At 51.4% G+C, this 25591-nt stretch carries 29 protein-coding genes; 20 read left to right on the plus strand and 9 right to left on the minus strand.

Annotated elements, in window-relative coordinates; all coding sequences use genetic code 11:
- Positions 1–10 precede the first annotated feature (10 nt).
- Genes ACP15Y_RS14150 through ACP15Y_RS14165 form a run of 4 tightly spaced genes read left to right on the plus strand, consistent with a single transcriptional unit; the run spans position 11 to position 2762 of the window.
- Positions 11–451, plus strand: coding sequence for a chemotaxis protein CheW (locus ACP15Y_RS14150; protein WP_424983758.1), 441 nt, complete (start codon positions 11–13; stop codon positions 449–451).
- Positions 452–466: 15 nt separating this feature from the next.
- Entirely contained in the window at positions 467–832 is a 366-nt protein-coding gene (locus ACP15Y_RS14155; RefSeq protein ID WP_424983759.1) for a response regulator, read from the plus strand.
- Between the two features lie 27 nt (positions 833–859).
- On the plus strand, positions 860–1960 hold the full coding sequence (cheB, locus tag ACP15Y_RS14160) for a chemotaxis-specific protein-glutamate methyltransferase CheB (protein ID WP_424983760.1): 1101 nt from the start codon (positions 860–862) through the stop codon (positions 1958–1960).
- A complete protein-coding gene (locus ACP15Y_RS14165) occupies positions 1953–2762 on the plus strand; it encodes a CheR family methyltransferase (protein ID WP_424983761.1) in 810 nt (269 codons plus the stop codon). The genes cheB and ACP15Y_RS14165 overlap by 8 nt, the downstream gene beginning before the upstream one ends.
- A 22-nt stretch (positions 2763–2784) precedes the next feature.
- On the opposite strand, the gene ACP15Y_RS14170 is transcribed toward ACP15Y_RS14165, so the two are convergent.
- Positions 2785–3123: a winged helix-turn-helix transcriptional regulator gene (locus tag ACP15Y_RS14170; protein WP_424983762.1), complete on the minus strand. Its 339-nt coding sequence runs from the start codon at positions 3121–3123 to the stop codon at positions 2785–2787.
- 66 nt (positions 3124–3189) lie between these two features.
- On the opposite strand from ACP15Y_RS14170, the gene ACP15Y_RS14175 reads away from it, so the two are divergent.
- Together ACP15Y_RS14175 and ACP15Y_RS14180 are read left to right on the plus strand one after the other, a co-directional pair.
- Complete coding sequence (locus tag ACP15Y_RS14175) at positions 3190–4110, plus strand: SMP-30/gluconolactonase/LRE family protein (protein WP_424983763.1); 921 nt, start codon at positions 3190–3192, stop codon at positions 4108–4110.
- Between the two features lie 292 nt (positions 4111–4402).
- Positions 4403–5245: a carbohydrate ABC transporter permease gene (locus tag ACP15Y_RS14180; RefSeq protein WP_424983765.1), complete on the plus strand. Its 843-nt coding sequence runs from the start codon at positions 4403–4405 to the stop codon at positions 5243–5245.
- Between the two features lie 82 nt (positions 5246–5327).
- On the opposite strand, the gene ctrA is transcribed toward ACP15Y_RS14180, so the two are convergent.
- Positions 5328–6029, minus strand: a complete 702-nt coding sequence (gene ctrA, locus ACP15Y_RS14185; RefSeq protein WP_027834926.1) for a response regulator transcription factor CtrA — start codon at positions 6027–6029, stop codon at positions 5328–5330.
- Positions 6030–6417: 388 nt separating this feature from the next.
- Between ctrA and fliI the strand changes: the two genes are divergently transcribed.
- From fliI to ACP15Y_RS14200, 3 genes are all read left to right on the plus strand, one after another.
- Positions 6418–7746, plus strand: coding sequence for a flagellar protein export ATPase FliI (gene fliI, locus ACP15Y_RS14190; RefSeq protein WP_424983766.1), 1329 nt, complete (start codon positions 6418–6420; stop codon positions 7744–7746).
- Positions 7747–7777: 31 nt separating this feature from the next.
- Positions 7778–8191, plus strand: coding sequence for a flagellar export protein FliJ (fliJ, locus tag ACP15Y_RS14195; protein WP_424983767.1), 414 nt, complete (start codon positions 7778–7780; stop codon positions 8189–8191).
- A 165-nt stretch (positions 8192–8356) separates the two neighbouring features.
- A complete protein-coding gene (locus ACP15Y_RS14200) occupies positions 8357–9964 on the plus strand; it encodes an AAA family ATPase (RefSeq protein WP_424983768.1) in 1608 nt (535 codons plus the stop codon).
- Between the two features lie 272 nt (positions 9965–10236).
- Here the strand turns inward: ACP15Y_RS14200 and ACP15Y_RS14205 are convergent, their stop codons facing one another.
- Positions 10237–11166, minus strand: a complete 930-nt coding sequence (locus ACP15Y_RS14205; protein WP_424983770.1) for a LysR substrate-binding domain-containing protein — start codon at positions 11164–11166, stop codon at positions 10237–10239.
- 104 nt (positions 11167–11270) lie between these two features.
- Between ACP15Y_RS14205 and ACP15Y_RS14210 the strand changes: the two genes are divergently transcribed.
- A complete protein-coding gene (locus ACP15Y_RS14210; protein WP_424983771.1) occupies positions 11271–11483 on the plus strand; it encodes a hypothetical protein in 213 nt (70 codons plus the stop codon).
- Positions 11484–11660: 177 nt separating this feature from the next.
- Positions 11661–12692, plus strand: coding sequence for a glutathione S-transferase C-terminal domain-containing protein (locus ACP15Y_RS14215; RefSeq protein WP_424983772.1), 1032 nt, complete (start codon positions 11661–11663; stop codon positions 12690–12692).
- Here the strand turns inward: ACP15Y_RS14215 and ACP15Y_RS14220 are convergent, their stop codons facing one another.
- Positions 12693–13229 carry a winged helix-turn-helix transcriptional regulator gene (locus ACP15Y_RS14220; protein WP_424983773.1) on the minus strand — a complete coding sequence of 179 codons (537 nt, stop codon included), beginning with the start codon at positions 13227–13229 and terminating at the stop codon, positions 12693–12695.
- 39 nt (positions 13230–13268) lie between these two features.
- Between ACP15Y_RS14220 and ACP15Y_RS14225 the strand changes: the two genes are divergently transcribed.
- The gene (locus tag ACP15Y_RS14225) at positions 13269–13637 is read left to right on the plus strand and encodes a VOC family protein (RefSeq protein ID WP_424983774.1); all 369 of its coding nucleotides are present in this window, start codon (positions 13269–13271) and stop codon (positions 13635–13637) included.
- Between the two features lie 10 nt (positions 13638–13647).
- On the plus strand, positions 13648–14055 hold the full coding sequence (locus ACP15Y_RS14230; protein ID WP_424983775.1) for a VOC family protein: 408 nt from the start codon (positions 13648–13650) through the stop codon (positions 14053–14055).
- A gap of 33 nt (positions 14056–14088) precedes the next feature.
- Here the strand turns inward: ACP15Y_RS14230 and ACP15Y_RS14235 are convergent, their stop codons facing one another.
- The gene (locus tag ACP15Y_RS14235; RefSeq protein WP_424983776.1) at positions 14089–14451 is read right to left on the minus strand and encodes a DUF1801 domain-containing protein; all 363 of its coding nucleotides are present in this window, start codon (positions 14449–14451) and stop codon (positions 14089–14091) included.
- A gap of 61 nt (positions 14452–14512) precedes the next feature.
- Here ACP15Y_RS14235 and arfB point away from each other — a divergent pair, with 61 nt between their 5' ends.
- The 7 genes from arfB to ACP15Y_RS14270 all read left to right on the plus strand — a co-directional run bounded on the left by arfB (position 14513) and on the right by ACP15Y_RS14270 (position 21822).
- Positions 14513–14941, plus strand: coding sequence for an alternative ribosome rescue aminoacyl-tRNA hydrolase ArfB (gene arfB, locus ACP15Y_RS14240; RefSeq protein WP_424983850.1), 429 nt, complete (start codon positions 14513–14515; stop codon positions 14939–14941).
- A gap of 344 nt (positions 14942–15285) precedes the next feature.
- Positions 15286–16500, plus strand: coding sequence for an ROK family transcriptional regulator (locus tag ACP15Y_RS14245; protein WP_424983777.1), 1215 nt, complete (start codon positions 15286–15288; stop codon positions 16498–16500).
- Positions 16493–17740, plus strand: a complete 1248-nt coding sequence (locus ACP15Y_RS14250; RefSeq protein ID WP_424983778.1) for a M20 family metallopeptidase — start codon at positions 16493–16495, stop codon at positions 17738–17740. The genes ACP15Y_RS14245 and ACP15Y_RS14250 overlap by 8 nt, the downstream gene beginning before the upstream one ends.
- 20 nt (positions 17741–17760) lie before the next feature.
- Positions 17761–18810 carry a substrate-binding domain-containing protein gene (locus ACP15Y_RS14255; protein ID WP_424983779.1) on the plus strand — a complete coding sequence of 350 codons (1050 nt, stop codon included), beginning with the start codon at positions 17761–17763 and terminating at the stop codon, positions 18808–18810.
- A gap of 102 nt (positions 18811–18912) precedes the next feature.
- A complete protein-coding gene (locus tag ACP15Y_RS14260) occupies positions 18913–19854 on the plus strand; it encodes an ABC transporter permease (protein WP_246028635.1) in 942 nt (313 codons plus the stop codon).
- A gap of 8 nt (positions 19855–19862) precedes the next feature.
- Positions 19863–21068 carry an alanine racemase gene (locus ACP15Y_RS14265; protein ID WP_424983780.1) on the plus strand — a complete coding sequence of 402 codons (1206 nt, stop codon included), beginning with the start codon at positions 19863–19865 and terminating at the stop codon, positions 21066–21068.
- Between the two features lies 1 nt (position 21069).
- Positions 21070–21822, plus strand: a complete 753-nt coding sequence (locus tag ACP15Y_RS14270; protein WP_424983781.1) for an ATP-binding cassette domain-containing protein — start codon at positions 21070–21072, stop codon at positions 21820–21822.
- A 75-nt stretch (positions 21823–21897) separates the two neighbouring features.
- Here ACP15Y_RS14270 and ACP15Y_RS14275 read toward each other — a convergent pair whose 3' ends face one another.
- Genes ACP15Y_RS14275 through ACP15Y_RS14290 form a run of 4 tightly spaced genes read right to left on the minus strand, consistent with a single transcriptional unit; the run spans position 21898 to position 25437 of the window.
- Positions 21898–22650: an ABC transporter ATP-binding protein gene (locus ACP15Y_RS14275; RefSeq protein WP_424983782.1), complete on the minus strand. Its 753-nt coding sequence runs from the start codon at positions 22648–22650 to the stop codon at positions 21898–21900.
- Positions 22647–23606: an iron chelate uptake ABC transporter family permease subunit gene (locus ACP15Y_RS14280; protein ID WP_424983783.1), complete on the minus strand. Its 960-nt coding sequence runs from the start codon at positions 23604–23606 to the stop codon at positions 22647–22649. Before ACP15Y_RS14280 ends, ACP15Y_RS14275 begins: the two co-directional genes overlap by 4 nt.
- Complete coding sequence (locus tag ACP15Y_RS14285; RefSeq protein WP_424983784.1) at positions 23581–24540, minus strand: ABC transporter permease; 960 nt, start codon at positions 24538–24540, stop codon at positions 23581–23583. Before ACP15Y_RS14285 ends, ACP15Y_RS14280 begins: the two co-directional genes overlap by 26 nt.
- A gap of 6 nt (positions 24541–24546) precedes the next feature.
- Complete coding sequence (locus ACP15Y_RS14290; protein ID WP_424983785.1) at positions 24547–25437, minus strand: siderophore ABC transporter substrate-binding protein; 891 nt, start codon at positions 25435–25437, stop codon at positions 24547–24549.
- Positions 25438–25591: the final 154 nt, after the last annotated feature.

The raw sequence follows: 25591 nt of genomic DNA on the forward strand, positions 1-25591 counted from the left end.
AGAACAATTGATGCAAATTGTGAGTTTTGACCTTTGTGGGCAATGTTTTGGCATGGATGTTGGGTGGGTAAGTGATGTGCACAAGTTGGATCGGCTAACGCCAGTGCCCAAAGCGCCGGAAATTGTGGCGGGTGTGCTCAATATGCGCGGGCGTATAGTGTTGGCGCTCAATTTGGCACAATATTTAAGCTGTGGCGGCGGCGAAAAGGCTGCAACTTTGATGATAAATGTTCAATATTTAAACGAATCGTATGGATTTTTGGTGGATAGTGTCACCGATGTCGTTTCGCTTGCGCCGGAGCAGGTGCAGCCGTGTCCGCACAATGTAGACCCGAAATTGGCCAGTTTTGCTCGGGGTACGGTGCGTCATGAAGGGCGTCTTATGACTATATTGAATGTGGATAGCATGTTAGAAAACATGCTGTCACAAGACTTGATGCATTGCGCGTGATTTGGGGGAATGAAAATGAAAACCTGCCTGATTGTTGATGACAGTACTGTTATCCGCAAAGTCGCGCGTCGGATTTTGGAAGAAATCGGTTTTGAGGTGGATGAGGCCGAGGACGGTAAAGAAGCCTTCGAAAAATGCGCCAAGAACATGCCAGATACAATATTGCTGGATTGGAACATGCCAGTGATGTCTGGCCTCGAATTTTTAAAGAAATTGCGGTCCTATGTTGGTGGCGAGATGCCAAAGATTGTCTTTTGCACCACCGAAAATGATGTAGGTCACATCGCCATGGCGCTCAAAGCCGGGGCCGATGAATATATGATGAAGCCTTTTGATCGGGAGATTTTGGAAGGCAAGTTTCTGGGGCTTTACCAGAACTAGGGCATAGCCCAATTAGGAGTAAAATTGATGGTGGGTCACAATCCGACCGCTGATATAGCGGGCGCGGCACGGGTGATGCTTGTCGATGATTCAGCCGTGGTGCGCGGTTTGATGCGGCGCTGGATTGAGGGGCATAGCGCCCTTTGTGTTGCTGGATCAGCCTCCAACGGTGCCGAGGCGGTGGAGATGGCGCGCAAGGTGCAGCCTGATCTTATTGTACTGGATTTGGAAATGCCGATTATGGATGGGATGACTGCCTTGCCGCATTTGTTGCAAGCCGTGCCAAAATGCAAAGTGCTGGTCGCCTCAACCTTATCCACTCGTAATGCCAAAATTTCGCTCAAGGCGATGAGTTTGGGGGCAACTGACTATGTGGCCAAACCGGGGAGTGGGTCGATCACGCGCTCCCAATTTGAGCAGGAGCTATTGGCAAAGCTGGTGGCCTTGTCGCCATCCGTTGGGAGACAAACCCCAATGCCCGCACCAAAACCGCTGGCCTCGTCTGCGCTGGCCCATCATCAAGGCATAACCGGGTTGGCGCTTGTTGCTTCTACAGGTGGGCCGGTTGTTCTTTCGCAATTGATGCCGCACTTGCGCCAATTTGCGCGCCACCTTTCTGTTTTTGTTGTGCAGCATATGCCAGCACATTTTACGCCGCTTCTGGGCAAAGATCTTTGTACGCTCAGCCACTTTGGAGGCGGGGAGGCCGAGCAAGGTCAGGCTGTGGCGGCGGGGCATCTCTATGTCGCGCCAGGAGATTATCATATGCGATTGTCGCAGCGGGCGACGGGGCTTTGCCTCAGTTTGGATCAAGGCCCGCCTGAGCATTTTTGTCGCCCCGCCGCGGATCCGTTTTTGAAAAGTTTTGCAGCGCATTATGGGCCACAGGGCGCGGTTTTTGTGCTTACGGGCATGGGCAGCGACGGGGCTGCTGGCGCGCTTTCGGTGCGGCAAGCAGGCGGAATTGTTGTCGCGCAAGATCAGCAGTCCTCAGCAGTTTGGGGCATGCCCGGGGCTGCGGTTGCTAATGGTAGCGCGCACCATGTCGTCGGGCTGGCTGAAATGGGTGACGCATTGAGCGGATTATTGCAGCAAAAGGGGCAGCGTGCTGCGATGCCTTATGCGTGAGCAGAGCGTGGGCACCATTGCGCAATTTATGCAGCAAAAGGCTGGCATCAAGCTAACGGCCAACAAGATTTATATGATTGAAGCGCGGCTGGAGGCGGTTGTGCAACGTTTTGGCTTTGATCATATTGATGCATTGGCCGCCAACTTGCCTCAGGCATTGGGCGAGGTGCAGCAAGCTGTGGTCGACGCGTTGACCACAAATGAAAGCTTCTTTTTTCGGGATCAAAAGCCCTTTGATGCATTTGAAAATGTGTTGCTGCCACAAGCCATAGCGCAGGCGCGGACGGAACAGCGGCCAGTGCGTATTTGGTGCGCTGCAGCTGCCACGGGGCAGGAACCCTATAGTTTGGCTATGCTCCTAGCTTCTAAAAAACATCATTGGCTGACGGTTGGCGCGGAAATCCTTGCAACCGATCTGAGCGAGACGGCCTTATCGCGCGCGAAAGATGGGTTGTTTACCCAGTTTGAAGTGCAGCGGGGCCTCTCTGCCCAGCGGTTGGTGAATTATTTCACACAGGAAAATGGCCAATGGCAGATCAATTCTGCATTGCGGCAGATGGTGCAATTTGAAGTGCACAATCTGCTGCACAATCCCTCGCGGTTCGGCATGTTCGATATAATTTTTTGCCGCAATGTGCTGATCTATTTTGATCTGGAAATTAAGCAGCAGATTTTAGCCCATTTGGCGCGACAATTGCGCTCCGGCGGCGCATTGGTTTTGGGTGCGTCTGAAACATTGGTTGGGGTGACCAACCAATTTGTCGCATCAACTGAAATGCCGATGGTTTTCCAGCTGGTCTAGTCTCGGCGGTGCCGCAAATTCACTATGCCTTCTCCAAATGTTTGGCCCATTCTTTGCTGAAACTGCCCAGCGGTTTCAGTTGATCATAAAGGCGACTGCCCAACTCTGTGGTTGCGTATCCGCCTTCAGTACGATGGATAAATCCTGCTGCTTGCAGCTCTTTCAAGCGGGTGTTTAGCGCTGCGGGTGAGATCGTTTCACACTCTTCTTGAAGCTTGCGGAAGGTGCAGGGACCAATTTCAGTGAGTGTCCATAAAACGCCCATGGCCCAATGCCGCCCCAGCAAATCAAACAGAGCCATGATGGGGGCACCGCTTTTTGAGCCGCGCACGGGTTGGCCCGGTCTTGGAATATCAATCATTTGCTATTCTTTCTATAGCAGTTTATGTTGCTATTGATTTTGTAGCATAGAATATTGGAGAGACCAATGACCAAAACAGCGCATTACGAAATTCTTGATCCGCGCTTCAAACGCAGCGTTAAACTGGACGAGCCGATTGAGCAGATTTGGACGGGCGGTAAATGGACGGAAGGCCCAGTTTATTCGCCCGCATTTCGATGTTTGATTTGGAGCGATATTCCAAATGATCGTCGCCTGCGGTGGGATGAGTTGACCGGCGGCGTTGCCGATATTCGCAGTGGGCTTGGTTGCTACACGAACGGCTCAACCCTTGATCGGCAGGGCCGCATCGTCGCATGTGAACATGGAACCCGCAGCATCACCCGCATTGAGCATGATGGGTCGGTAACGGTCCTTGCCAGTCATTACAAAGGCAATAGGTTCAACAGTCCAAATGATGTGGTGGTGCGCTCAGACGGCACGATATGGTTCAGCGATCCTGCTTATGGCATCGAATCCGACTATGAAGGGTTTTACGCTGAACCAGAACTCGATGGAGAGCATGTTTATCGCCTTGATCCGACAACAGGCGAGATCAAACAAGTCACGACAGATTTTGCATGTCCGAACGGGCTGGCTTTCTCATTGAATGAGCAGGTGCTCTATATCGCCGATAGTGGCGGTACGCGTTATCCAAGTGGCGAACGTCATATTCGCAAATTCGCTGTGGGCAGCGAAGGAACACTTTCGGGCGGTGAGGTTTTTGCTGAATGCGAAAAGGGCTTTTTTGATGGGTTTCGCCTTGATACTCAAGGCCGCATTTGGACGAGCGCGCAGGACGAGGTTCATTGCTATGATCCAGATGGCACGTTGCTGGGCAAAATATTTCTGCCTGAGGCTGTGTCAAACGTTTGTTTTGGTGGCCCTAAACTCAACCGTCTCTTCATCACCGCATCGACAAGTGTTTACGCCGTGCTCCTGCCCACCACTGGTGCGTGTCTTTATTGATCGATGGTTAGGGCACGCATATCATGAGCGATGCGTGCCCGTCGGCATCGCTGACACATACGTTAGATTGTTACAAAGTTGACTATGGCGATAATTCCGTCAACATATTGAAAATATTTTTGATTCTAAACTGACCCTGCAGGCAATTCAGCCATGTTTCCAGTCTCTATCTGAGTGTTTTTGGAAACGAACTGCCAAGATCATCCACATTATGGTGCGGGATAGATCGCTTCGCTATGGAGCCTGCCGAAGTTTGGTTTTAATGCACTAGTGACGGAGGAGAAAATGGGTCATGATCAACAAATATAGGTGGTATGAATTGGTCGGCATATATGCTGGCATTGCCGCGTTTTTGGCCTTTCTTCTCGCGCCATTTTTCGAAGCCTTTTTGGTATCGCTTCGCCCATGGCGAAAGATCATTTCGATCCCCTATCAAGTGTTCACCGAAGGCATGAGTTTTGATGCCTATTTCTCTGTTTGGAACCGGGTGCCACTGCTTGGGCAATTTATCTGGAACAGCTTTTTTATTGGTCTTTGCGTTACGCTTTTAACCCTGATTGCCGTCATTCCCGCCGCTTGGGCATTCGGACGATTTAAGTTTAAGGGAAGTGCGTTGTTACTCACCGCGTTTCTCACCATCACGATGATTGGTCCCACCGTATTTGTGCTGCCGCTGTTCAAGATGTTTCTCAAATTGGGGCTGTTGAATACCCAATTGGCGGTGATTGTGCCGGGTGCAGCGTTTTTGATCCCTGTGGGTATTTGGCTGTTGCGGTCTTACATGATGACCATTCCGCGCGAATTGGAAGAGGCGGCATGGGTGGACGGTGCGTCACGTCTTTATATTTTGCGACGTGTTATCTTGCCAATTGCCATGCCGGGCATTGTGGTGGTGGCCATCGCCACCTTTATCGGCGCCTATTCGCAACAGTTTGTGCTGTCCTATGCCTTTTTGTGGGATCCTACGTTGCAGCCGCTGCCTGTGGGGCTCTATCCCTATGCGGTTGGTTCAGGTGTGCGGTGGAATGAAATCATGGCCGCCAGCATTATAGGCATTTTGCCTGTGCTGTTTATCTATCCGTTTTTGCAACGGCATATGGTTGCGGGGCTAACGGCAGGGGCGGTGAAGGCCTGAGGCGGGTCACAACAGTCGTACATACAAAAATAAACCCCGCCGAAGCGGGGTTTGAAAATTGGGTTGAAAGCAGATGCTAAGATCAGGCGCTTTCTGAGAGTTCGTTCTCATCTGGCTCGCGCAACACATAGCCGCGGCCCCAAACGGTTTCGATATAATTCTTGCCGCCAGTGGCCACTGAAAGCTTTTTGCGCAGCTTGCAGATGAACACGTCAATAATTTTAAGCTCTGGTTCGTCCATGCCGCCATAAAGGTGGTTCAAGAACATTTCTTTGGTGAGGGTTGTGCCCTTACGCAAGGACAGCAATTCGAGCATTTGATATTCTTTACCAGTGAGGTGAACACGCTGGCCGCCAACTTCAACGGTTTTGGTGTCCAAATTCACGGTGAGATCGCCAGTGCGAATAACAGATTGAGCGTGGCCCTTAGACCGGCGCACAACTGCATGAATACGTGCAACCAACTCATCCTTATGGAATGGCTTGGTCATATAGTCGTCAGCGCCGAAACCGAGGCCGCGAACCTTGTCTTCAATGCCAGCAAGGCCAGACAGGATTAGGATCGGTGTTTGCACTTTCGCTACACGCAATGTGCGCAACACTTCATAGCCGCTCATGTCAGGCAAGTTCAGATCAAGCAGAATGATGTCATAATCATAAAGCTTACCCAGATCCACGCCTTCTTCACCAAGGTCAGTGGTGTACACATTGAAACTTTCTGATTTGAGCATCAGCTCAATACTCTGCGCCGTGGCGCTATCGTCCTCAACTAGGAGTACCCGCATGTCGTTCCCCTTATTCCTGTTCCGTCTTGGAACCTTTACCAACGACACCTGCGCGATGCCCCTGATCGTTAACAAATCCTACTGGATATTGATTCAACCCTAATATGAAATAGTTAACAAAGTTTAATTCAGTTCTGCAATATGCATTTACACTTATCACATAATTAGATTAAGTGCTTGAAAAATATGATAAAAATGATGGTTATCAACTTAATAATTTAGTTTAAGAAAGTGTTGCAACCGACTCTTGCGACTCGGTGAATTGCCTATGAATCTGTGGGAAAAGGGTTTGGGCAAAAACTGAACTTTTTTTGCCATTTCGGCCTAAATTAGTGAATTCGAGTTAAGGAATCGTTAGCATTAACCGAATCAAAAGGATTGGGGCCACGTGAAATCACTCATCGCAGATATTGAGGCTATGGACGCTGAGGAAGTGTATGGGCGGGTGAAAACCGTTCAGGGCTTGCTGGTGGAGATTATTGGCCCGGTGCGCGAACTGCGTGTGGGTGGCCGCGTGGCCATCGAAACGCGCGGCGGCGATCGTGTGATGTGCGAAATTGTCGGCTTTCAGGATGATCATGCATTGTGCTTGCCATTCGGCCCGCTTGAGGGCGTGCGCTTGGGGTGCAAAGCAATCTTTTATTCACATGGCGGCACGGTACAGCCAGATGAAAGTTGGCTTGGCCGTGTGGTCAATGCAAAAGGCGAGCCGATTGATGGCGGTGGCCCGGTTATGCGGGGCGCAACGTCCTATAATCTGCGGGCATCGCCACCTGCAGCGCATGATCGGGCGCGCGTTGGCAACCCGATAGATTTGGGCGTTAAGGTGCTCAACACCTTCACCACATGTTGCGATGGGCAGCGGATGGGCATTTTCGCTGGGTCTGGCGTCGGTAAGTCTGTGCTTATGTCGATGTTGGCGCGCAACACCGATGTTGATGTGGCGATTATTGGTTTGATCGGTGAGCGGGGCCGCGAGGTTCAGGAATTTATCGAAGATAATTTGGGGCCGGAGGGGCTGAAGCGTGCCATTATTGTGGTGGCCACGTCGGATGAGCCTGCGCTGATGCGGCGGCAAGCGGCTTTTATGACGCTGACTCTGTCGGAATATTTCCGCGATCAAGGTAAGCGCGTTTTGTGCATGATGGATAGTTTGACTCGTTTTGCCATGGCCCAGCGCGAGATTGGGTTGGCAACGGGCGAGCCGCCGACCGCGAAGGGTTATCCGCCTACAGTTTTCACAGAATTACCAAAATTATTAGAACGCGCGGGACCAGGGTTAAAAAATTCTGGTTCTGTTACCGGACTTTTTACCGTTTTAGTAGAAGGTGATGATCATAATGAGCCCATTGCGGATGCCGTTCGCGGGATTCTTGATGGTCACATTGTAATGGAACGGGCGATTGCCGAGCGGGGAAGATACCCGGCGGTGAACGTTTTGAGGTCTATTTCACGCACCATGCCTGGGTGTGTGCCGACTGAATTTCAGCCGGTATTGACCAAGGCAAGGGAATATATGTCGGTTTATGCTGACATGGAGGAATTGATCCGGTTGGGGGCATATCGCTCTGGGTCAGATCCGAAAGTGGATGATGCTATTTCCATTGCGCCTGCGCTCGATGCGTTTTTATCGCAGCGTCAGGACGAGCGCGTGAACCTTTTAGAAGGGTATCAGGCGCTAGAAGAAATTGTTGCCCGCGTAGGGGGCAGTAAATAATGACGGCTTGGTTGGGTAAGGAGTACAAGTCATGAAATCACGGAATGAGAGTCTCATTCGGTTAAAGAAGTTTCAAGTCGACGAAAAGCGTCGCACTGTGATGCAGATTGAAATGATGGTGGCTGATTTTGAACGCATGGCGTCAGAATTGGATCAGCAGATTGAGGTTGAGCATCAAAAAACGGGCATCACCGACACAGACCATTTTGCCTATTCCACATTTGCCAAGGCGGCCAAAACCCGCCGCGACAATTTGATGGCCTCTGCCGATGAAATGCGCGAAAAGCTGGAAGCCGCGCAGGACGAGTTGGCCGAAGCGGTGGAAGATTTGAAAAAGGTGGAACTGCTCGACCAGCGCGAACATGCGCGCGAAGCGGCAGCAGAAACCAAGCGCGAACAAGCCGAAATGGATGAAATCGCCCTAATGCGGCAACACCGCCGCTAGGCAAAAGTCGCAACAAAGACCAATGATCTTACCCAGATTGGGAAAGGTTGCACGGCATCAGCTGTGCGACCTTTTTGGCGTTGGGGTGATAGTAGTCTAGGCTTTATCTAAGATAGTAAATGGCGTTACAGGTGTTTGTGGTTTCTTTAGGAGTGATAAACTATTATGCGTATTACAAAAATTCGCCTCAAGAATGGCTACAAAAGATTTCATGATCTAACGATTGACCTCGGTTCTAATCCTGCTCGAATCGTTGCTTTGGTCGGCCCAAATGGCTGCGGAAAGAGTAGTGTGTTCGATGGGTTGCTTTATCATGCGAGAGCTTTTCGCCCGATTGGCGTAGGACGTAGCAATGATCAGAACTACCACTCAATGTCTGGGAGTGTTGTTAAGAACACTGATATAGAAATTCACTTTACGACTGGTAATTTCAGAGAAATCTATGCATCAAAGGCTGACAAAGGTAGTGAAAATACGATTTTCTCCTTCCGTAGTCCCTATCGTTATAACAGCCTATTAAAAGTTACTGAAATTCGATCAGTTCCAGAAATCAAGCAAAACAACTACGGCGCTGGTGATGCCTCTAGTTTGGACGACAAGATGGTGGAAAACTATAGAAGGCTATATGCATTTTATAATCGTTATCTTGATGAGCATGACCTAAAGCCTAGTGACGCCAAGGCAAAAATCATTGGCGACCTTAATACCTCAATTGAAAATTGTCTGGATTTGACGATTGACAATTTGGGTAACGTCGAAGGCAATCAGGGAGCTTTATATTTTAGCAAGCCAGACCATTCAACGGTATTCGACTTCAATGTATTGTCTTCGGGTGAGAAGGAAGTCGTTGACTTATTGCTTGACCTATATCTGCGTAGAGAGGATTACGACGAGACGGTATTCTTGTTTGATGAGCCTGAGCTTCACATAAATACTGCAATCCAAGGGAAGTTGTTGAATGAGATAGATCGGTTAGTCGGTCCCAATTGTCAGATCTGGCTCACTACACATAGTATTGGGTTTCTTAGGGCTTTGCAGAATGAGATGCGAGATAGGTGCCAGATAATAAGATTTCGCTCAGAAGATAACTTGGCCTCCGAAGCGCACACCCTTACTCCGGTAAAAATCGGCCCTGGGACTTGGCGCGATCTTTTCTCGATTGCTTTGGACGATATGGCTAGCCTGGTTAGCCCCAGAAAGATAATTTACTGTGAAGGGAGGGCAGAACCAGGACCTAATGGGCGAGAACGGGGATTGGACGCGCAAGTGTTCAACACCATTTTTTCGAAGCATTATCCAGAAGTTCTATTTACTTCAAGTGGCGGCAATACTGAGCCTGACCAGCGTAGCGCGATCGCGCTGGCAGTGCTAGGAAAGGTGTTTCCGGCGGTTGAAATTCTGGTGCTCAAGGACAGAGATATGGCCTCTGGTAAAGAGACAACTGAGAATGACCGACAGATTTACCTCAGCAATAATCCCCAAAATCACCGCGTTTTGAAGCGCTGGGAAATTGAGAACTACCTCTATGACAAGGATGTCCTCAAGGCGTATTGCGAGGCGAACAATCTGATATTCGATGGAGACTCTTACGATGAGTTTGTTACTGATATTACAAATCAAAATTTAAAGGACGAAACTGGCCGAATAAGAAATATTTGTGGAATCAAGGGAAGTATCAGTCCGGATAACTTCAAGAAAACTCTCTCCGAACATATGTCGCTTGAGATGCCTGTATTTAAGGAGCTAGAGCAGTGCATATTTGAGCGAATTTAGGGCTGCGGATATTGAATAGATTGTTATTTCACCTCCGCTAAATCCCATTTCCCTTGCTGTTTATGAACCCTATGCTGAAGATCCGCGTTTGTCTTCGCAACAGTGTTCGGAGGAAAGGAACCGCCTATGACCAGCGACAAGACCAGCACCGCCACCGAAGAAAATCAAACCAACGCTGCCGTGCGGCGCAAAAGCGGTGAGTTTGTGCGTGCGGTCATTGGGGCTCGTGTTCAGATTGGCGATGCGGTTCTACGCCCTGTTTTAAGACCTGCCTATTTCCAATTTCCCCAATGTCGCTGGAGATGCTCTCGGTCTTGCTGCGCTTCCGCCTGAACCCAGTTGCGGAAGGCGGTGACGTTGGGATTTGACCATTTCGCCTGGTCGGCGATCAAGCAGACCTCTCCCAGCGGGGAAGCGCAGGTGAGGTTGGGGAAGGGCGTCACCAATGTGCCCGTTTCCAGTTCCTCGCGACATAAGACCAAATCGGCCATCACGATCCCCGCGCCCATCGCGGCGGCCTTAGTGGCCATATCGAGGTTGGGGAAATCCTGCCCGTGTTTTGGGTCTATCGCGTGGTGCGCAAATTGAGCGATCCAGGCGGTCCAGTCCGCATGATTTTTGCTTTCATGCAGTAATTGGCAGGTCGCAAGATCGTCCGGTTTCTCGATATTCATTTTGCGCAAATAGTCGGCTGAGCAGGCTGGCGTCAGCACCACCGGGAAAATTGGTTCAACGGCCAGAGATGGTGGCCGATCTGGCCAGTTGGTCACCGAAAATCCCACGTCTGCTTCCGTGCTGTCATATCCGCCCTTGGCGTGAAAATCTGTGGTGAGGCGGACCCTGAAGTCGGGGTGATGGTCTTGAAACCTGTCCAGCTTTGGCAGCAGCCAGCGCATGGAGGTGCCCGGCGGGCAGATCACGCGCAATTCTCCGGCATCAGAAGTGATGCGGTCTGTCGCGGTCGCGATCTGATTGAAGGCTTCAGTGAGCACTGGCAACAATTGTCGGCCCGTCGGTGTCAGGCTCACCCCCTGTGCATGGCGCGCAAAAAGCTGTGCGCCCAAATGCGCTTCCAGCAGTTTGATCTGCCGGCTTATGGCGCCGCGGGTCACATGCAATTCTTCACTGGCCTTGATAAAGCCTTCATGTCGCGCAGCCGCTTCAAAGGCTTTTAAGGCATTAAGGGGCGGTAGCTTAGCCATATTGGGTTAGCTTTTCTAATCCTATGCGTGCAATAAAGTGGTTTGTTTGTCTGCGTTATCATGCCGTATCTTGGGAGTATTAGCAATTATTAAGGGAAATCGACATGAATAGCGCTTTATTAGACAGATTGATCAGTTGGCCAACTTTTCATGTCGTGATCGATGTGATGAGAAAAACTATCTCTAGGCGTAATCCAGCGCCTGAAGCGCGGATGCATGCTGACTTGTCACGTCTGGCGCTCGGGGCGCCGCATATTCTGGCAGATATCGGATTTCATCAAGATGTGCAGGCGAGCACGCCAAATTGCGTCGTGTAGCGGCGGAATGATGTGTGCATTGTAGTACATGGAGGGGCGGCAACTGTGAGGGTGACGCGCGATTAAGTATTTGAGGTTGCACTCTGTTCATCAAGTCCGCGTGAAGCCATTGCATCAGCCTTCGAGAACCCTATGCTGATCCCACATGTTGCTAAGGAAACGCAAAGAGGCGGCTCAATGACCAACCCCACAAACACCTCTACTGAAGAAGACCAAACGAACGCTGCCGCGCGGCGCAAAAGCGGAGAGTTTGTGCGTGGAGTTAGCGGGTTTCGTGGTCAGATTGGTGACCGCGATTTTCCCGCAGAGCCAAACCGCTATCATTTGTTCGTGGCGCTCAATTGTCCATGGTGCCACCGGGTGGTGTTGGCGCGTAATGTGTTGGGGTTGCAGGATGTGATCTCTATGGATGTGGCGTTTCCCAACCGCACGGGTGATGATGATCCAGCTGGGGCGGGTTTGTGGGAATTTAGCCCTGATCGGGTTGCCAGTTTAACGGGCGAGACTTTGCCCGAATGTACGCGTGAGACGGCGACGGGTGAGGGCTTTCGGATCGCGAAGGATATTTATCGCGCCGAGGGGGCAAGTGAGCAGTCGGTGCCCATTCTTTATGATAAGCACTCCAAGCGCATTGTGAATAATGAGAGTGCGGAGATTATTCGCATGTTAGATCGGCATGCGGTCGCGCTTGGTAGCGGGTTGGACGATCAACAACGTCCCGTGCTTTATCCGGAAGATGATGCGCTGCGTGATAAAATTGATCAGCTCAATGAACTGATTTACACCAACATCAATAATGGGGCCTATAAGGCGGGCTTTTCATCTGATCAAGCGGTCTATCAAAAGGCGTTTGAAGCCTATTTTGAAACATTGGCCAGCCTCAATGATTTGCTGTCCGATGGGCGGCCTTTTCTCACGGGTGAAGATTTCACCGATGCAGATTTGCGGCTGTTCCCCACGCTTTACCGTCATGACCCGGTTTATTATGTGCGCATGAAATTGAACGGCGCGAAAATTCTCGATTATCCTTATTTGTGGCAATGGCTCTGCCGCGTCTATGCGCTGGAAGGTGTGGCGGAAAGTGGATCGCTGATCCATTGTCGCCAAGGCTACTTTGGCCGCTCGTGGAACAATGTGGTACCACTCGGACCCTTTACACCGAAGCCTTATCCCGAAGCTTATCGTAATCCGGGCTTAGCCCGCTTTTAGCTATGCAAGATAAGGCGCCATAATCGCGCTGATCTTGCTGCCAGTGTTGGCTGCGCTATAGGTCGGCCTCGGTGGGCGGGCTTCGTGGTCAACCTCGCGGTGAACCCATTTGCGTTCTTCCAATGCTTTTAAGGCTTGGGAAAGGGCGCGATCTGTTATGGGGTCGAGGGCGCGCTGAATATCGTTGAAATGATGGGGCGTGTGGGTGATGGCGAGCACGGGCAATGTCCAAGACTTGCGCAATAAATCACGATGCTCTTTGCCTGCCAAAGTCGAAATCTTGTGTGAGATTTCTGCGCCAATTTTGCCCGGGATTGTTAGGCGAAATTCTGGTCGCAATGGATGGCCGTGGCCGGGATTGCGTTCCACTAGGCCAATTTCAATTAAGTGCGTCATGCTTTGAGCAAAGGCAGTGCGCCCTGCGCCGGTTGCGGTGAGTAATGGTGCTTGTCTCCCCGGCACGCCGTTGTGCATCGCTGCCAGAATTGGCACCGCCCATGCCCGCGATGTGATGTTGACAAGCTGTTTAATGTCCATTATTTATAGTTACCATATTTTTAGACAAAGGAACAAGTCATGTCTCTAATTTCATTAAACGACACCATCACTATCGCGCTTTCGGTTAAAGATCGCCATGTTAGCGCAGATTGGTATCAAAACATGCTCGGATTTGAAACCATGTATCACGCAGATGTGGCGGGTTGGTCTGAAGTGAAAACCAACACCAAAGGCGTCGTGATTGGGCTTGGCGAGCATATGGAAACAGCGCCGGGCAATTGTGTGCCAGTTTTCGGCATTGATGATTTGGATGCGGCGCGCGCGAAATTGGAAGATGCTGGCGTGAAGTTTGATGGTGAGACTGATGTCGTGGAAGGCATGGTCAAAACAGCAACATTCTATGATCCAGATGGCAATGCGCTGATGCTGGCAGAAGACTTGAGCTAGGGTTGGCAAAATGCGTAAAATTATTCTTTCGTTATTGATGGGCGGAGCGTTGGCCAGTGGTGCTGCGGCGCAGACCTTCAACGAGGCGACCGTCGCGGTGCCAGTCAATTCCCTTGAACAAGCCAAGGATTGGTATGGCAAGTTTTTGGGCGAGGGTGCTGAAATGATTGAGCCGGCGCCGGGTGTTCTTGAAATTAAGGCGACGCCGAATATGTGGCTTCAGCTTTACGAAACTGAACAGATGCCGGAAACGGGCGCGGTCATTCGGTTTTTGGTAGATGATATGGCTGCAACGCAATCTGCCTATGCTGCCAAAGGTATTGATACGGGTGAAGCCATCGAGGTGCCAGCGATTGTGACCTATAGCGAGTTTGCCGATCCGTTTGGCAACCAATTGGGTCTTTATGATTTGCCTTAAGCATCAGGTGGCAGGGCATATGTCCTCCGCCAGTTAAACCAAATCAAGCTGGACGGCTTGTCGCATATAATGGGCCATGGCCTCATTAGGATAGTTGTCCAGCTTGCTGACCTTGATGGTGCGCGAATGCTTGCCACTGCCTGTGAGAAGGCCATGCGGATCGTCAAACTGGGCGCCGTAAGTGAATGAAAATGTGATGCCAGTTTTGGTTGGGCTGATCGCCACAATGTCTCGATTTACACGATAAACGTGTACCGAAAAGTATTTTTCGGTGCCGCCGCGCATGCGCTGGGTGGCTTCCGGCACTGCTTGCGCCATTTGATCGCAAAAATGTTTCACGATGGCGCGATGATCGGGGGACACGCGCTGATCCAGAAATGTCTCAAAGTCTGTCATCTATCTGCCCTCCCTTTGCTTTCCGCGCCATTATATGTTTGTTCTGGCATGATTGAGAAGCATTAAAGGTATCCCCTTGCGCATCACCGACCAGATCAGCATTGAAGAATGGGAACTATCTGAGCAGTTCACCCGCGCCAGTGGCCCTGGCGGGCAGAATGTGAATAAGGTCAGCACTGCCGTTGAGCTGCGGTTTGAGGCGGAGCGATCACCTAATCTGTCTGATCCTGTGAAGCGGCGCTTGAAGCGGTTGGCCGGGCGGCGTTGGACGCAGGATGGGGCGCTGATCATTTTTGTGCAGGATACGCGTTCGCAGGCGCGCAACCGCGAAATCGCGCGTGAGCGGTTGGCAGCGTTGATCTTGAAGGCGACCGAAAAGCCCAAACGACGGATTGCGACCAAGCCAACTTATGGGTCGGTTAAGCGCCGGATCGCGTCAAAAAAAGCGCGGGGTGAAGTGAAAAAGCTGCGCGGCAAGGTTGAGGAGTAACTCACCCAAAATCGCGCCGGGTCGTGATATGATAGATCAGGCACTGACCAAACATATCGAGCAACAATAGGATGGGTGAGTATTGACCCCAAATGGCTATAATTGACCATTATGCCCATGGTGTTTCTTTGTGTGACCAGAATCAGCATTTAGGCGTTTAAGGGGTTTATGAGATGCGCTTTAAAAATGAGGTGCAAAAGGCCTGAAATTTTAATTATCTGAAACTAAAGCGTTTTCTCTGATTTTATCCTCGCAGTTCCGCTCCGTGATATAAATTCTAATTGACGCATTTGTCGTTTCGATTTATTAGTTCGGTAAGTTGACGAATTAATAGAAGTGATTATATGACCGAAACGGCAAATAATATTCGCAGACTTAATAAATGTAATGTTTTTGAAGTGATTGCTCATGAAGGGCCAATCTCTCGCGCTGCTATTGCAAAGCGCTTGGGCCTTTCCAAACAGACCTTATCCGAAGTCGCCAAAGAGCTGGAATCCGAAGGATGGGTGCAGCAAGTGGGACTGGAGCGCGGCAATGTTGGCCGCGCGGCAATGAATTTTGAGGTGGTGCCCGACGCGGCCTTTGTGGCTGCTGTAGATTTGGGCGGCACCAAGGTAAAAGTCGCCATTGCAAATCTGGCGTGCCAGATTTTTGGCGAGGCTACCGAGAAGACCGACCCGAAAGGCGGTGGTGCTGTCGTTAATCAAATTGCGCGCCTGTGTCGCGAAATGATGGACCAGCATGGATTGCAGCAAGATCGGTTGCGGTTGGCTGTGGTTGGCGTACCTGGTGTGCCGGATCATGAAAGTGGCGCCGTGCATATGGCGCCCAACATTCCGCAATTGGATGAGATTGATTTTGCTGGCGAACTTTCCAAGGCGCTGGGCTTTGATGTGGTCATCGAAAATGATGTGAACCTCGCGGTCTTGGGCGAGCATTGGGGCGGCGTGGCGCAACATGTGGACGATCTGGCCTATGTGGCGCTCGGCACCGGTATTGGTGCGGGCATTATCGTCAATGGCGAGCTGGTGCGTGGCAAAAATGGCGGCGCTGGTGAGCTTGGTTATTTGCCTTTCGGCGCTGACCCGTTTGAAGATGCATCATTGCGCCAAGGGGCGTTGGAACGCGTTACGGCGACAGACGCGATGCGCGATTATTATTTTGAGTTGACGGGCGATAAGATCGAAGTGCCTGAAATCTTTGATCGGCTCGATCAGGATGATCATGCGCAAAAAGTGCTAGATCGCACAGCGCGTGAAACTGCGCGGGCGGTGGCCGCCATCAGCGCATTGATCGATCCGGAGCAGATTGTTTTTGGTGGTTCGATTGGTCGTCGGGAAGAATTGTTCTCGCGCATTAAGGCGCAATTTAGCCTGATCACGCGATCGCCTGTTGAACTTTACATCAGTGACTTGGGTGGCAAAGCTGCCCTTATCGGCGCCGCCTCCCTGGGTCTAAGCCATGTGCACGCTACCCTTTTAGCGGGTGGCGTGCCGGGTGCCGAAATCACGCTGCCCCCTGCCAAACTTGCAAAATTGGGAGTTGTCTCCAATGGCTAAATCCGTGCCAGATTTCCGCTCATTCCTTGATGAAACCCTTGCTGTTGAGCTGCTGCGCGGCGCTGTGGCCCGCGAGAGTATTACCGGCAATGAGGCGAATTTTGTTGGCTATTTGGATGAGCAGATGTCGGCGCGGAGGCTGGCGCCTGTCTGGGAAGAGTTTTTGCCCGGTCGCCCCAATATCTTTGGCAAACGCGCTGGCAGCGGTGGCGGAAAAAATCTGTTGTTTATCGGCCATACGGATACGGTGCATGTGGACGGCTGGCGCGAGCATTGGCAAGGCGACCAACGCGAAGACCCATTTGGCGGTGCCATCATTGATGGTGAAATCTGGGGCCGTGGCACGGGCGATTTGAAAGCAGGCATTTGCACCAGCCTAGCTGCATTAGATTTGATTGATAAGGCAGGCATCAAGCTCAAGGGTGATGTGAGTTTTGCGTTTATCGGTGACGAAGAGAGCGGCGAAGAAGGCACGGGCGTCAGCGCGGGCATTGATCACCTTACAAAGTCACCAAAATTCTTGGCTGCGCATAAGCCAGATTTCGCAGTTTATGTAGAGCCAACCCAATTGCAGGTATTCCCTGCGCAAATGGGCTTTTTCATCGCCGACATTTCCATCAAGGGCAAAACAGCTTATTTCGGCGTGCCTGAGCAGGGCACTGATGCGCTAAAGGCCAGTCATCAGGTGATGCACGAAATTTGGACCCTGTCTGAGCAGGTGGGCAAGGCCGCGCATCATGATTTGGTGGGCGAAGCCTTTATTCTGATCACCAAAATTGAAGGTGGCGGTTATATTGCGGTGCCGGGCGACTGCAAATTGTCGCTGATCTGCAAAGTGCTACCGGGGCAAAGCCTGGATGAGGCCGTGGCCGCTTTGGAAGCTGCCATCGGCCGCGGCATTGCGGACACAGGTTGTAGCTTTGAGATCTCATATCCCGCTGGTCGGGATCACAAATTCGGTGGCTCCCCCACTGATATTGACCGTTCAAACCCCGCAATTGATCAATTGTCTCAGGCGCTGGATGGCGCCATGCCAGATCGGGGCGTCATCAATGGCGCGCCCTACTGGTCAGAGGCACCGTTTTTGATCGATCGGTTGGGGTGTCCAACGGTTTATTGCGCGCCAGGCAATATTGCGAACTGCCACACTTTAGAAGAGCGCGTTTCAATCAATGAATATTTGGCCGGCATAACGGCCTTCGCAGAATTCATCGCACACTATTGTGGCGTGGATGAATAATTTATGGAGGAAGGAAACCCATGAAAAATCTAACAAAAATGATGGCAGGTGGCTTGGCTGCCTTGCTGATGACCAGTGGCGCTTTTGCACAAACAATTGGCCCAAATGGTGAAACTGCAACCCCTTCAACTGAGGTTGTGGTTGCTGATAGTGATGTTGAAGCGCTGAAAAGCGGTGGCTATTCTGCTGCGCTTGTTTGGCACGATCAGTCTGATTTTGTGAACGCAGTTACACAAGGTGCGACGGACGAGTTCACTCGTTTGGGCATTGAAGTTGTGGCCACAACCAATGCGAGTTTTGATACGGCTAAACAGCGTTCAGACATTGAAACTGTGTTGACCAAAGAGCCAAACATTGTGTTGGCTTTGCCGCTTGATCCAGTTGCTTCGGCCGCTGCATTTAAAGAAGCCGTTGATAATGATGTGCAGCTTGTTTTCTTGTCCAACGTGCCTGACGGGTACAAGCATGGTGAGCATTATGCTTCCATCGTGACCGATGATTTGTATGCCATGGGCAAGCAAGCGGCCGATGCTTTGGCGGCTGATCTTGGTGAAACGGGCAAAGTGGGCTGGATCTATCATGATGCGACCTATTATGTGACCAACCAGCGCGACAATGCGTTCAAAACCACCATCGAAAACGACTATCCAAACATGGAAATCGTGGCACAGGCTGGCATTTCCGATCCAGCACGCGCAGAAGACATCGCCAACGCCATGTTGCTGAAACATCCGGATTTGGCTGGTGTTTATGTTACTTGGGCTGGCCCTGCTGAAGGCGTTTTGTCTGCTTTGCGTGCCAATGGCAACAAAACCACCAAAGTGGTGACACTTGATCTGTCTGAGCCGATTGCCCTCGATATGGTGCGCGGTGGCAATGTGTCTGCCATTGTTGCTGACGAAGCTTATGAGCTTGGTCGCGCCATGGCCGCCTCTGCTGCTCGTGGTTTGTTGGGTCAAGAAAGCCCAGCCTTCGTGGTGGCTCCAGCGGTGACCGTGACAGCCGACAATGTGTCAGAAGGTTGGATGCAATCTTTGCATCGCGATGCACCTGAGAGCTTGACGAAATAAACAACTATTGTGTCGCGCCTTAAGGGCGCGGCACGCTTCTAGCTTGTCGATGCGGGGAGGGACCGCGCATCCAGCGAAACGGATTTTATAATGCAATCGACCATGCAAAAATTACGACAGCTCAATCTATCGCAGTATGTCGTTTATATCGGCTTTTTGCTGATCTTTCTCTTCTTTGCGGTCACGTTGGGGAATGATGGATTTCTAACCCAGCGCAACTTGACCAATATTGTTTTGCAAACCGCGCCCATCACCATCATGGCTATTGGTTTGGTGTTTGTGTTGGCGGCGGGTGAAATTGACCTTTCTTTTGGCTCCATCGTGGCCGTTGCGGCGCTTGGTAGTGCCGTTGTTCTGGGCGACTATCCGCTTTTTGTCGGCGTTTTAGCCGGCCTTGGGATCGGTTTGGCGATCGGCTTTTTTAACGGTGTGTTGGTGGCCTATTTGCGTTTGCCATCATTCCTTGTGACCTTGGCGACCATGGGGCTGTTTGCTGGTGTGGCCCGTTCCATGACTGATCTGCGCTCCGTGCCGGTGTTGAATGAGAGCTTCGTCAATATGTTTGGTTCTGGCTCTTTGTTCGGCGTACCTTCACTGGTGTTGTGGACCATTGGTGCAGTGGCGCTGGGGCACTTTGTGTTCCGCGAAACCAAGTTTGGTGCCCATGTGTTGGCCACGGGCGACAATGCCCGCGCTGCGCAAGTGACGGGCATTAAGGTGCCACATGTGCGTTTGTTGGTGATGATGATTTGTGGCGGCCTCGCAGGTTTGGCCGGGCTGCTTTATGCCGGGCGGTTGCAAGCGGCGCGCTATACGCTAGGTGAAAGCGATTTGATGACCGTGATTGCGGCGGTGATCATTGGTGGTACTGCCCTTAAGGGCGGCAAAGGCACCATTATCGGAGCGCTGGTTGGCTCATTGATGATGGGCATGTTGAACAATGGCCTGATTTTGATGGGCCTTTCCGTATCTGACCAAATGATTGTCAGAGGCGTGATTATTTTGATCGCGGTGGCGATTTCGCTGCGCGACGTGAACAATTGAGGTAAGCCATGTTTTTAGATCTTTTGCGGCGACGTAACCCCAAATTTATCGAAGCGGCTATGGCGTTGCATCAAGAGGGAAAAATCCCTGCCAATGCCTATGTGTTGGATTTGGATGCTGTTGAGCACAATGCCAAAACCTTGCGCGCTGAAGGCGACAAGTTGGGTATGAAAGTCTTTGCGATGACCAAGCAGGTTGGACGCAACTCGGCCTTTTGCCAAGCGTCTGTGCGCGGTGGTGTCAATCAAGCTGTCGCTGTCGATGTAGCCTGCGCTGTGGCCTGCAAACGGGCAGGCATGGATATTGGCCATATCGGCCATTTGGTGCAGGTGCCAAAATTTGAGGCGGATATGGTGGCCAGCTATTTGCAGCCGCACTATTGGACTGTGTTCAGCCTAGAAAAAGCACAAGAAGCAGCGGCAGCGGCACATAAAGCTGGGCGTCAGCAGGATATTCTGGTGCGGATCAAGTCCGATGGTGATGTGTTTTACAAAGGTCATGAAGGTGGCATCAAGGCGAGCGATATCGTTGAGTTTGCCCACAAGGTGGACGCGATGGATGGCGCACGCTTTGCGGGGATCACCACATTCCCGGCGCTCCTGTTTGATCAAGACACGCACGAAGTGCAGCCCACACCAAACCTGACCACGCTGGAAAATGCAGCGGCGGCGTTGATTGATGCTGGTTTCACCGACATTGAGATTAACGCGCCGGGCACCACATCTTCAGTTGTGTTGGAAGCCTTGGCCAAAGCAGGCGCAACGCAGTGCGAGCCGGGCAATGGCTTGCATGGCACTACGCCATTGCATGCGATCAAAGATTTGCCGGAATTGCCAGCCGTGCTCTATCTCAGCGAGGTGTCACACCTGCATGAAGATAAAGCCTATTGCTTTGGCGGCGGGCTTTATATTGATCCGGTGTTTCCCGACTATGATGTGAAGGCGCTGGTTGGCGGCGCGCCAACGGTGGATGAAAAGGCGCTTGCCAGCGTCGATATTCCGCCCACCAGCGCAATTGATTATTACGGCATGATTGATTGCACAGGCAGCGTTCAGCCCCAGTCAGGCGACAGCGTTGTGTTCGGCTTTCGCGGGCAGGCTTTTGTGAAGAGGGCCTATACGGTCGGTGTGTCGGGCATTTCAACTGGCAACCCAAAGGTAGAGACCATTGAGAACATCTTTGGTCAGGCCGAAAACTGGCCAAATCTGAGGTAGCATGATGGATCTTTCAAACAATCAAGCTGCTGATGTGTTGCAGCTCACCAATATCCACAAAGCTTTTGGCGGCGTGGTGGCGATTGAGGATTTTTCGCTCAATCTCAAGGCTGGTGAAATCGTTGCCCTGGTGGGTGATAATGGCGCAGGCAAGTCCACGCTGATTAAAATCATTTCCGGCGTGCATGCTCCGACTTCGGGCACCATCGCCATTGATGGCAAGGAAACCAGCTTTAAGGATGCTACCGAGGCGCGTGCGTCTGGCATTGAAGTGGTTTATCAGGATTTGGCGCTGGCGGACGAGCAAGCGGTTTACATGAACATGTTTTTGGGGCGCGAAAAAACCAAAGGGCCGTTTGGCCAATTGGACCGCAAAGGCATGGTGCAGGAAACCGAGGATTTGGTGAAAGAGTTGGATGTGCGCATCCCATCGGCCAAAACCACGATCCGCAATTTGTCAGGCGGCCAACGGCAAGGTGTTGCCATTGCGCGCGCCACCCATTGGGCCACCAAACTGGTTTTGCTGGATGAGCCAACTGCGGCGCTGGGCGTGGCGGAAACGGCCAAGGTGGAGGAAAATGTCGCGGCGTTGAAAGAGCGCAATTTGGCGGTGTTGATCATCAGCCACAGTCTTGATCAAGTGTTCCGTCTCTCAGATCGAATTTGCGTTTTGCGGCGCGGTCAACAGATAGGCGTGCGGGAAACGGCGAAGACGGATAAGAACGAAATTGTCTCGATGATCACCGGCGTCTAGGTCCCTAACCCACGCCAATTTACCCACGATCATCGGGCATAAAGCCGCGCTGTGTTGTCGTCATAGCGCGGTTTTTTACACCTGTACGTAGGGCCGATCGTCCAAAATATGCACTTTGGCATCTGTGCCATAAATGCGGTGCAAAAAGGCGCTGTCTACGACATCGAGCGGGGTGCCTTCTTGATCAATTTTCCCATCCGCCAACGCCACCACATTGTCGGCATAGCCGCTGGCATAGTTGATGTCGTGCAATACGATCACAATGGTGCGCCCATGATGTTCACAGAGCTCGCGCAAAACGCGCATTAGTGAGCGCGATGCGGCAATGTCCATATTGTTGAGCGGTTCATCCAGCAACATATATTCTGTGTCTTGCGCATAGGTCATCGCCACATAAGCACGTTGCCGTTGCCCGCCAGACAATGTGTCCAACTGACGATCAGCCAACTCGTTCAAATCCAAGACGGACAAGGCTTCGTCCACCTTGTCCCAATCCTGCTTTTGCATCCGGCCTTTGGCGTGGGGATAACGGCCAAAGCTCACCAGTTCGCGCACGGTGAGGCGTGGTTCCAATTGAATGGCTTGCGGCAAAATGGAAAGTTTGCGCGCTAGGGCGTCATTAGGTGTTTCGCCAACACTCATATTGTCGATCAAAATTTGACCGTCTTGCAATTTCATTAGCCGAGCCATCAGCGACAACAATGTTGACTTGCCTGCGCCATTGGCCCCCACGAGCGCCGTCACTTTTCCCTTGGGAATGGTCAGGCTCAAATCATTCAGGATCGTTTGTTGGTCCAATTGATGGGTGAGGTTGCGTACAGAAATCATTTTTTCAACCTTTGCAATAGAAGTAGCAAGAAGACGAGGCCGCCGACAAAATCGATCACCACCGCAAGTGGTGTGCTCAGGCTCAACATCCGTTCCATAATGGTTTGTCCGCCCACCAGAATGATGCAGGAAATAAGACCCGAGCTGAGCAGTAGGGTGGAGTGATAAGGGCTTGGCGTGAGTAAGTGGGCGATGCTGACGACAAGCAATCCTAAGAAGGCCACTGGGCCGACGAGCGCTGTGGACACTGACACCAAAATGGCAATCACCGCCAGCGCGAGCAGTTGCACGGTCCGGACATTCTCGCCCAAATTTACCGCCACATCATAACCCAATGAGATCACGTCCAACCGATGGCGTATGGTCCACACAAAGATCAAGCAAGCGATGATAATGGCCACGCCTACATAGAGCAGCTCTGTGTCGAAGCTATTGAAGCTGGCGTAAGATGCGATTTGAATATGAGCATATTCGTTTGGATCGATCATACGGGTGGCAAAGCTGGTGAGTGAGCGGAACAAGGTGCCCAAGATCACCCCCGTCAAAATCATGCGCGTCAGATCGCGGCCATGTTCGAAAATCAACGTGCCGAACAGGAGGAACGAGGCAAGTAGCAGGATTAAGGTGTTAAGGGCGAATAACCCGTATGTGCCGATGGACAACATGCCTTGGCCGCCAAAAAAGAACACCATCATGGTGATGATCAGCACATAAAGCGCATCAAATCCCATAATTGACGGCGTAAGGATGCGATTTTGCGCGATGGTTTGAAACAGCAGAGTGGAGGTCGAGACGGCGACGCCTACCGCGATGATTGCCAGCAATTTTGTGCCGCGAAATGCGAGGACAAAATCCCAATTCCCGCGCGAACCAATCGTCATATAAAGCACCATTGAGAGTGCAAGCAGCAGTGCGAGGAAGGAAAGGCGTTTAACGGGCATGTCGTTCTCGCCCATATAGAATCCACAAAAAGATCAAAGCGCCGATGATGCCCATAATGGTGCCGACCGGAATTTCAAACGGATAGCGCACCAAGCGCCCGATAATGTCGCATATCAGCACGAGGCTTGCGCCGAAAAAGGCGGTGATCGGCACGGTGAGCCGCGCATTGTCACCATAGAGGCGGGATACAATATTGGGGATCACTAAGCCCACAAAGGGGATCATGCCGACGGTGACTACGGTCAGTGCCGTGACGATGGAAATGGTGATCAGGCCCAGCACCACCACTTGATTATAGTTCAGCCCCAAGCTGATGGCCGTGGTGCGGCCCATGCCAACAATGGCAAATTGATCTGCGATTAGATAGGCGAGTAGCGCAACGATGGCGGCGATCCATAGGGTTTCGTACCGGCCTTGTAAAACGCCGGAAAACTCGCCTGTGGTCCAAATCTCAATATATTGCAACAGGTCTGCTTGATAGGCGACAAAGGTGACTGCCGCGCCGATGATGCCACCATAGATCAGCCCTACCAGCGCAATGTACAGCGGCTTGGTGGCGGGTAGTTTGATCACGATCAGCATTAGGCCAATGCTTGAGATCAACGCCATGGTTGCGGCGATGCAAATCTGCACGATCAACGAGGCGGATGGGAAATAGAGTATGGCGATCAAAATGCCCAGCATCGTGCCCTGGCCCGTGCCCGCCGTCATCGGCTCCACAAACCGATTGCGCACCAGCAGTTGGATAATTGTGCCGCACACCGCAAGCGCGCTGCCTGTGATCAACACAGCCAAGGTGCGTGGCAATCGGCTAACGAGCAGCAGTTCCAACTGTTCGGGATTGAATAGATTTTTCGGTTGAAGGTCGATCACCCCAACAAAAAGGGAAAGGGCGGCGATCACCAAAAGCACCAACAGGGCCATCAATGTTGTCGCCACCCGATTCATTTGAGCTTATTCGCCTTTAAAGGTGGCTTGAATATCGTCCAAAATGATGTTCATGGACTGGATGCCGCCGCCCGCAATGTAAAGCGGGGCGGATGACAAATAGATCACTTGGCCGTTTTTCCAGGCATTGGTTTCGTGCACCAATGGATTGTCCAAAGTCTTTTTTGCGCTTTCGCCATCTTGGCCAATGGCGGCCAGTCGGTCGATCACGATCAAAATGTCTGGGTTTGTGTCTTTGATGAATTCAAAGCTGGCGGCTTCGCCGTGTGTGGATTGTTCAACATCCTTGGCGGCTTCTTCCAGATCGAGGTTGGTGTGCAACCAGCCAAAACGACCACTTGCGCCATAGGCTGAAACTTTTGGCCCGTTGGTCATCAAGATCAAGGCTTTGCCTTGACCGTCCAGCAAGGCTTTGGTTTCATCCAACTTTGCGTTAAACGCATTCGCCAATTCTTCGGCTTTGTCTTCTTTGCCAAAAATTTTGCCATAGGCATCCAAGCGCTCAAGGCCTTGGCCGACAGTATCTTCCCAGATAGTCATGTCGATGGTGGTGGCAATTTTTGTGAAGGCTTCAACATGGGTTGAAGAGCGGCCACCGGCAATCACCAGATCAGCGTTCAAGGCGGCGAGGGCTTCAAAGTCTGGCTCAAAGAATGAGCCAACTGGTGTTGCGCCTTCAACGGCCCCATCGAGATAAGACACATAGTGTGGGCTTAATACGCCGTCAGCTTTCACGCCAAGGGCATCCAGGGTGTCGAGCGCTGAAACGTCATATACAGCGAAGGTGGCGGGGGTGGCAGGAACTTCAACGTCGCCTTGATAGGTTTTTACGGTCACAGTTTCGGCGAATGCGGGCGTTGCCAAAAGGGAGGCGGCAACTAAAATTGAGCGTAGCATTTTGTTCTCCAGAACGGATTTGTGTGGTGCGACCTTTAAGTTGAGCGGATAACTCATAATAAATTTAGAGTCTAGTTTAAATATGAGTTTTTTGATCCAATTATTGAGTTTCTACTTTTGAGAAACAAATTTTAGTGCAAATTTTCTCAAATTA

The sequence above is a fragment of the Maritalea sp. S77 genome (genome assembly GCF_049801075.1).
In the GTDB taxonomy this organism is placed as follows: Bacteria; Pseudomonadota; Alphaproteobacteria; order Rhizobiales; family Devosiaceae; genus Maritalea.

Bases quoted from the DNA above. Each gene is read 5' to 3' on its own strand.
- ACP15Y_RS14180 (WP_424983765.1), top strand. From the start codon at position 4,403: ATGATCAACAAATATAGGTGGTATGAATTGGTCGGCATATATGCTGGC.
- ACP15Y_RS14205 (WP_424983770.1), bottom strand. From the start codon at position 11,166: ATGGCTAAGCTACCGCCCCTTAATGCCTTAAAAGCCTTTGAAGCGGCT.
- ACP15Y_RS14165 (WP_424983761.1), top strand. From the start codon at position 1,953: ATGCGTGAGCAGAGCGTGGGCACCATTGCGCAATTTATGCAGCAAAAG.
- ACP15Y_RS14200 (WP_424983768.1), top strand. From the start codon at position 8,357: ATGCGTATTACAAAAATTCGCCTCAAGAATGGCTACAAAAGATTTCAT.
- ACP15Y_RS14175 (WP_424983763.1), top strand. From the start codon at position 3,190: ATGACCAAAACAGCGCATTACGAAATTCTTGATCCGCGCTTCAAACGC.
- ACP15Y_RS14235 (WP_424983776.1), bottom strand. From the start codon at position 14,451: ATGACAGACTTTGAGACATTTCTGGATCAGCGCGTGTCCCCCGATCAT.
- ACP15Y_RS14255 (WP_424983779.1), top strand. From the start codon at position 17,761: ATGAAAAATCTAACAAAAATGATGGCAGGTGGCTTGGCTGCCTTGCTG.
- ACP15Y_RS14225 (WP_424983774.1), top strand. From the start codon at position 13,269: ATGTCTCTAATTTCATTAAACGACACCATCACTATCGCGCTTTCGGTT.
- ACP15Y_RS14210 (WP_424983771.1), top strand. From the start codon at position 11,271: ATGAATAGCGCTTTATTAGACAGATTGATCAGTTGGCCAACTTTTCAT.
- ACP15Y_RS14215 (WP_424983772.1), top strand. From the start codon at position 11,661: ATGACCAACCCCACAAACACCTCTACTGAAGAAGACCAAACGAACGCT.
- ACP15Y_RS14275 (WP_424983782.1), bottom strand. From the start codon at position 22,650: ATGATTTCTGTACGCAACCTCACCCATCAATTGGACCAACAAACGATC.
- ACP15Y_RS14150 (WP_424983758.1), top strand. From the start codon at position 11: ATGCAAATTGTGAGTTTTGACCTTTGTGGGCAATGTTTTGGCATGGAT.
- fliJ (WP_424983767.1), top strand. From the start codon at position 7,778: ATGAAATCACGGAATGAGAGTCTCATTCGGTTAAAGAAGTTTCAAGTC.
- ACP15Y_RS14285 (WP_424983784.1), bottom strand. From the start codon at position 24,540: ATGAATCGGGTGGCGACAACATTGATGGCCCTGTTGGTGCTTTTGGTG.
- ACP15Y_RS14270 (WP_424983781.1), top strand. From the start codon at position 21,070: ATGATGGATCTTTCAAACAATCAAGCTGCTGATGTGTTGCAGCTCACC.
- ACP15Y_RS14250 (WP_424983778.1), top strand. From the start codon at position 16,493: ATGGCTAAATCCGTGCCAGATTTCCGCTCATTCCTTGATGAAACCCTT.
- ACP15Y_RS14220 (WP_424983773.1), bottom strand. From the start codon at position 13,229: ATGGACATTAAACAGCTTGTCAACATCACATCGCGGGCATGGGCGGTG.
- ACP15Y_RS14155 (WP_424983759.1), top strand. From the start codon at position 467: ATGAAAACCTGCCTGATTGTTGATGACAGTACTGTTATCCGCAAAGTC.
- ACP15Y_RS14280 (WP_424983783.1), bottom strand. From the start codon at position 23,606: ATGGGCGAGAACGACATGCCCGTTAAACGCCTTTCCTTCCTCGCACTG.
- ACP15Y_RS14260 (WP_246028635.1), top strand. From the start codon at position 18,913: ATGCAAAAATTACGACAGCTCAATCTATCGCAGTATGTCGTTTATATC.
- ACP15Y_RS14265 (WP_424983780.1), top strand. From the start codon at position 19,863: ATGTTTTTAGATCTTTTGCGGCGACGTAACCCCAAATTTATCGAAGCG.
- ACP15Y_RS14290 (WP_424983785.1), bottom strand. From the start codon at position 25,437: ATGCTACGCTCAATTTTAGTTGCCGCCTCCCTTTTGGCAACGCCCGCA.
- ACP15Y_RS14170 (WP_424983762.1), bottom strand. From the start codon at position 3,123: ATGATTGATATTCCAAGACCGGGCCAACCCGTGCGCGGCTCAAAAAGC.
- ACP15Y_RS14245 (WP_424983777.1), top strand. From the start codon at position 15,286: ATGACCGAAACGGCAAATAATATTCGCAGACTTAATAAATGTAATGTT.
- ctrA (WP_027834926.1), bottom strand. From the start codon at position 6,029: ATGCGGGTACTCCTAGTTGAGGACGATAGCGCCACGGCGCAGAGTATT.
- ACP15Y_RS14230 (WP_424983775.1), top strand. From the start codon at position 13,648: ATGCGTAAAATTATTCTTTCGTTATTGATGGGCGGAGCGTTGGCCAGT.
- cheB (WP_424983760.1), top strand. From the start codon at position 860: ATGGTGGGTCACAATCCGACCGCTGATATAGCGGGCGCGGCACGGGTG.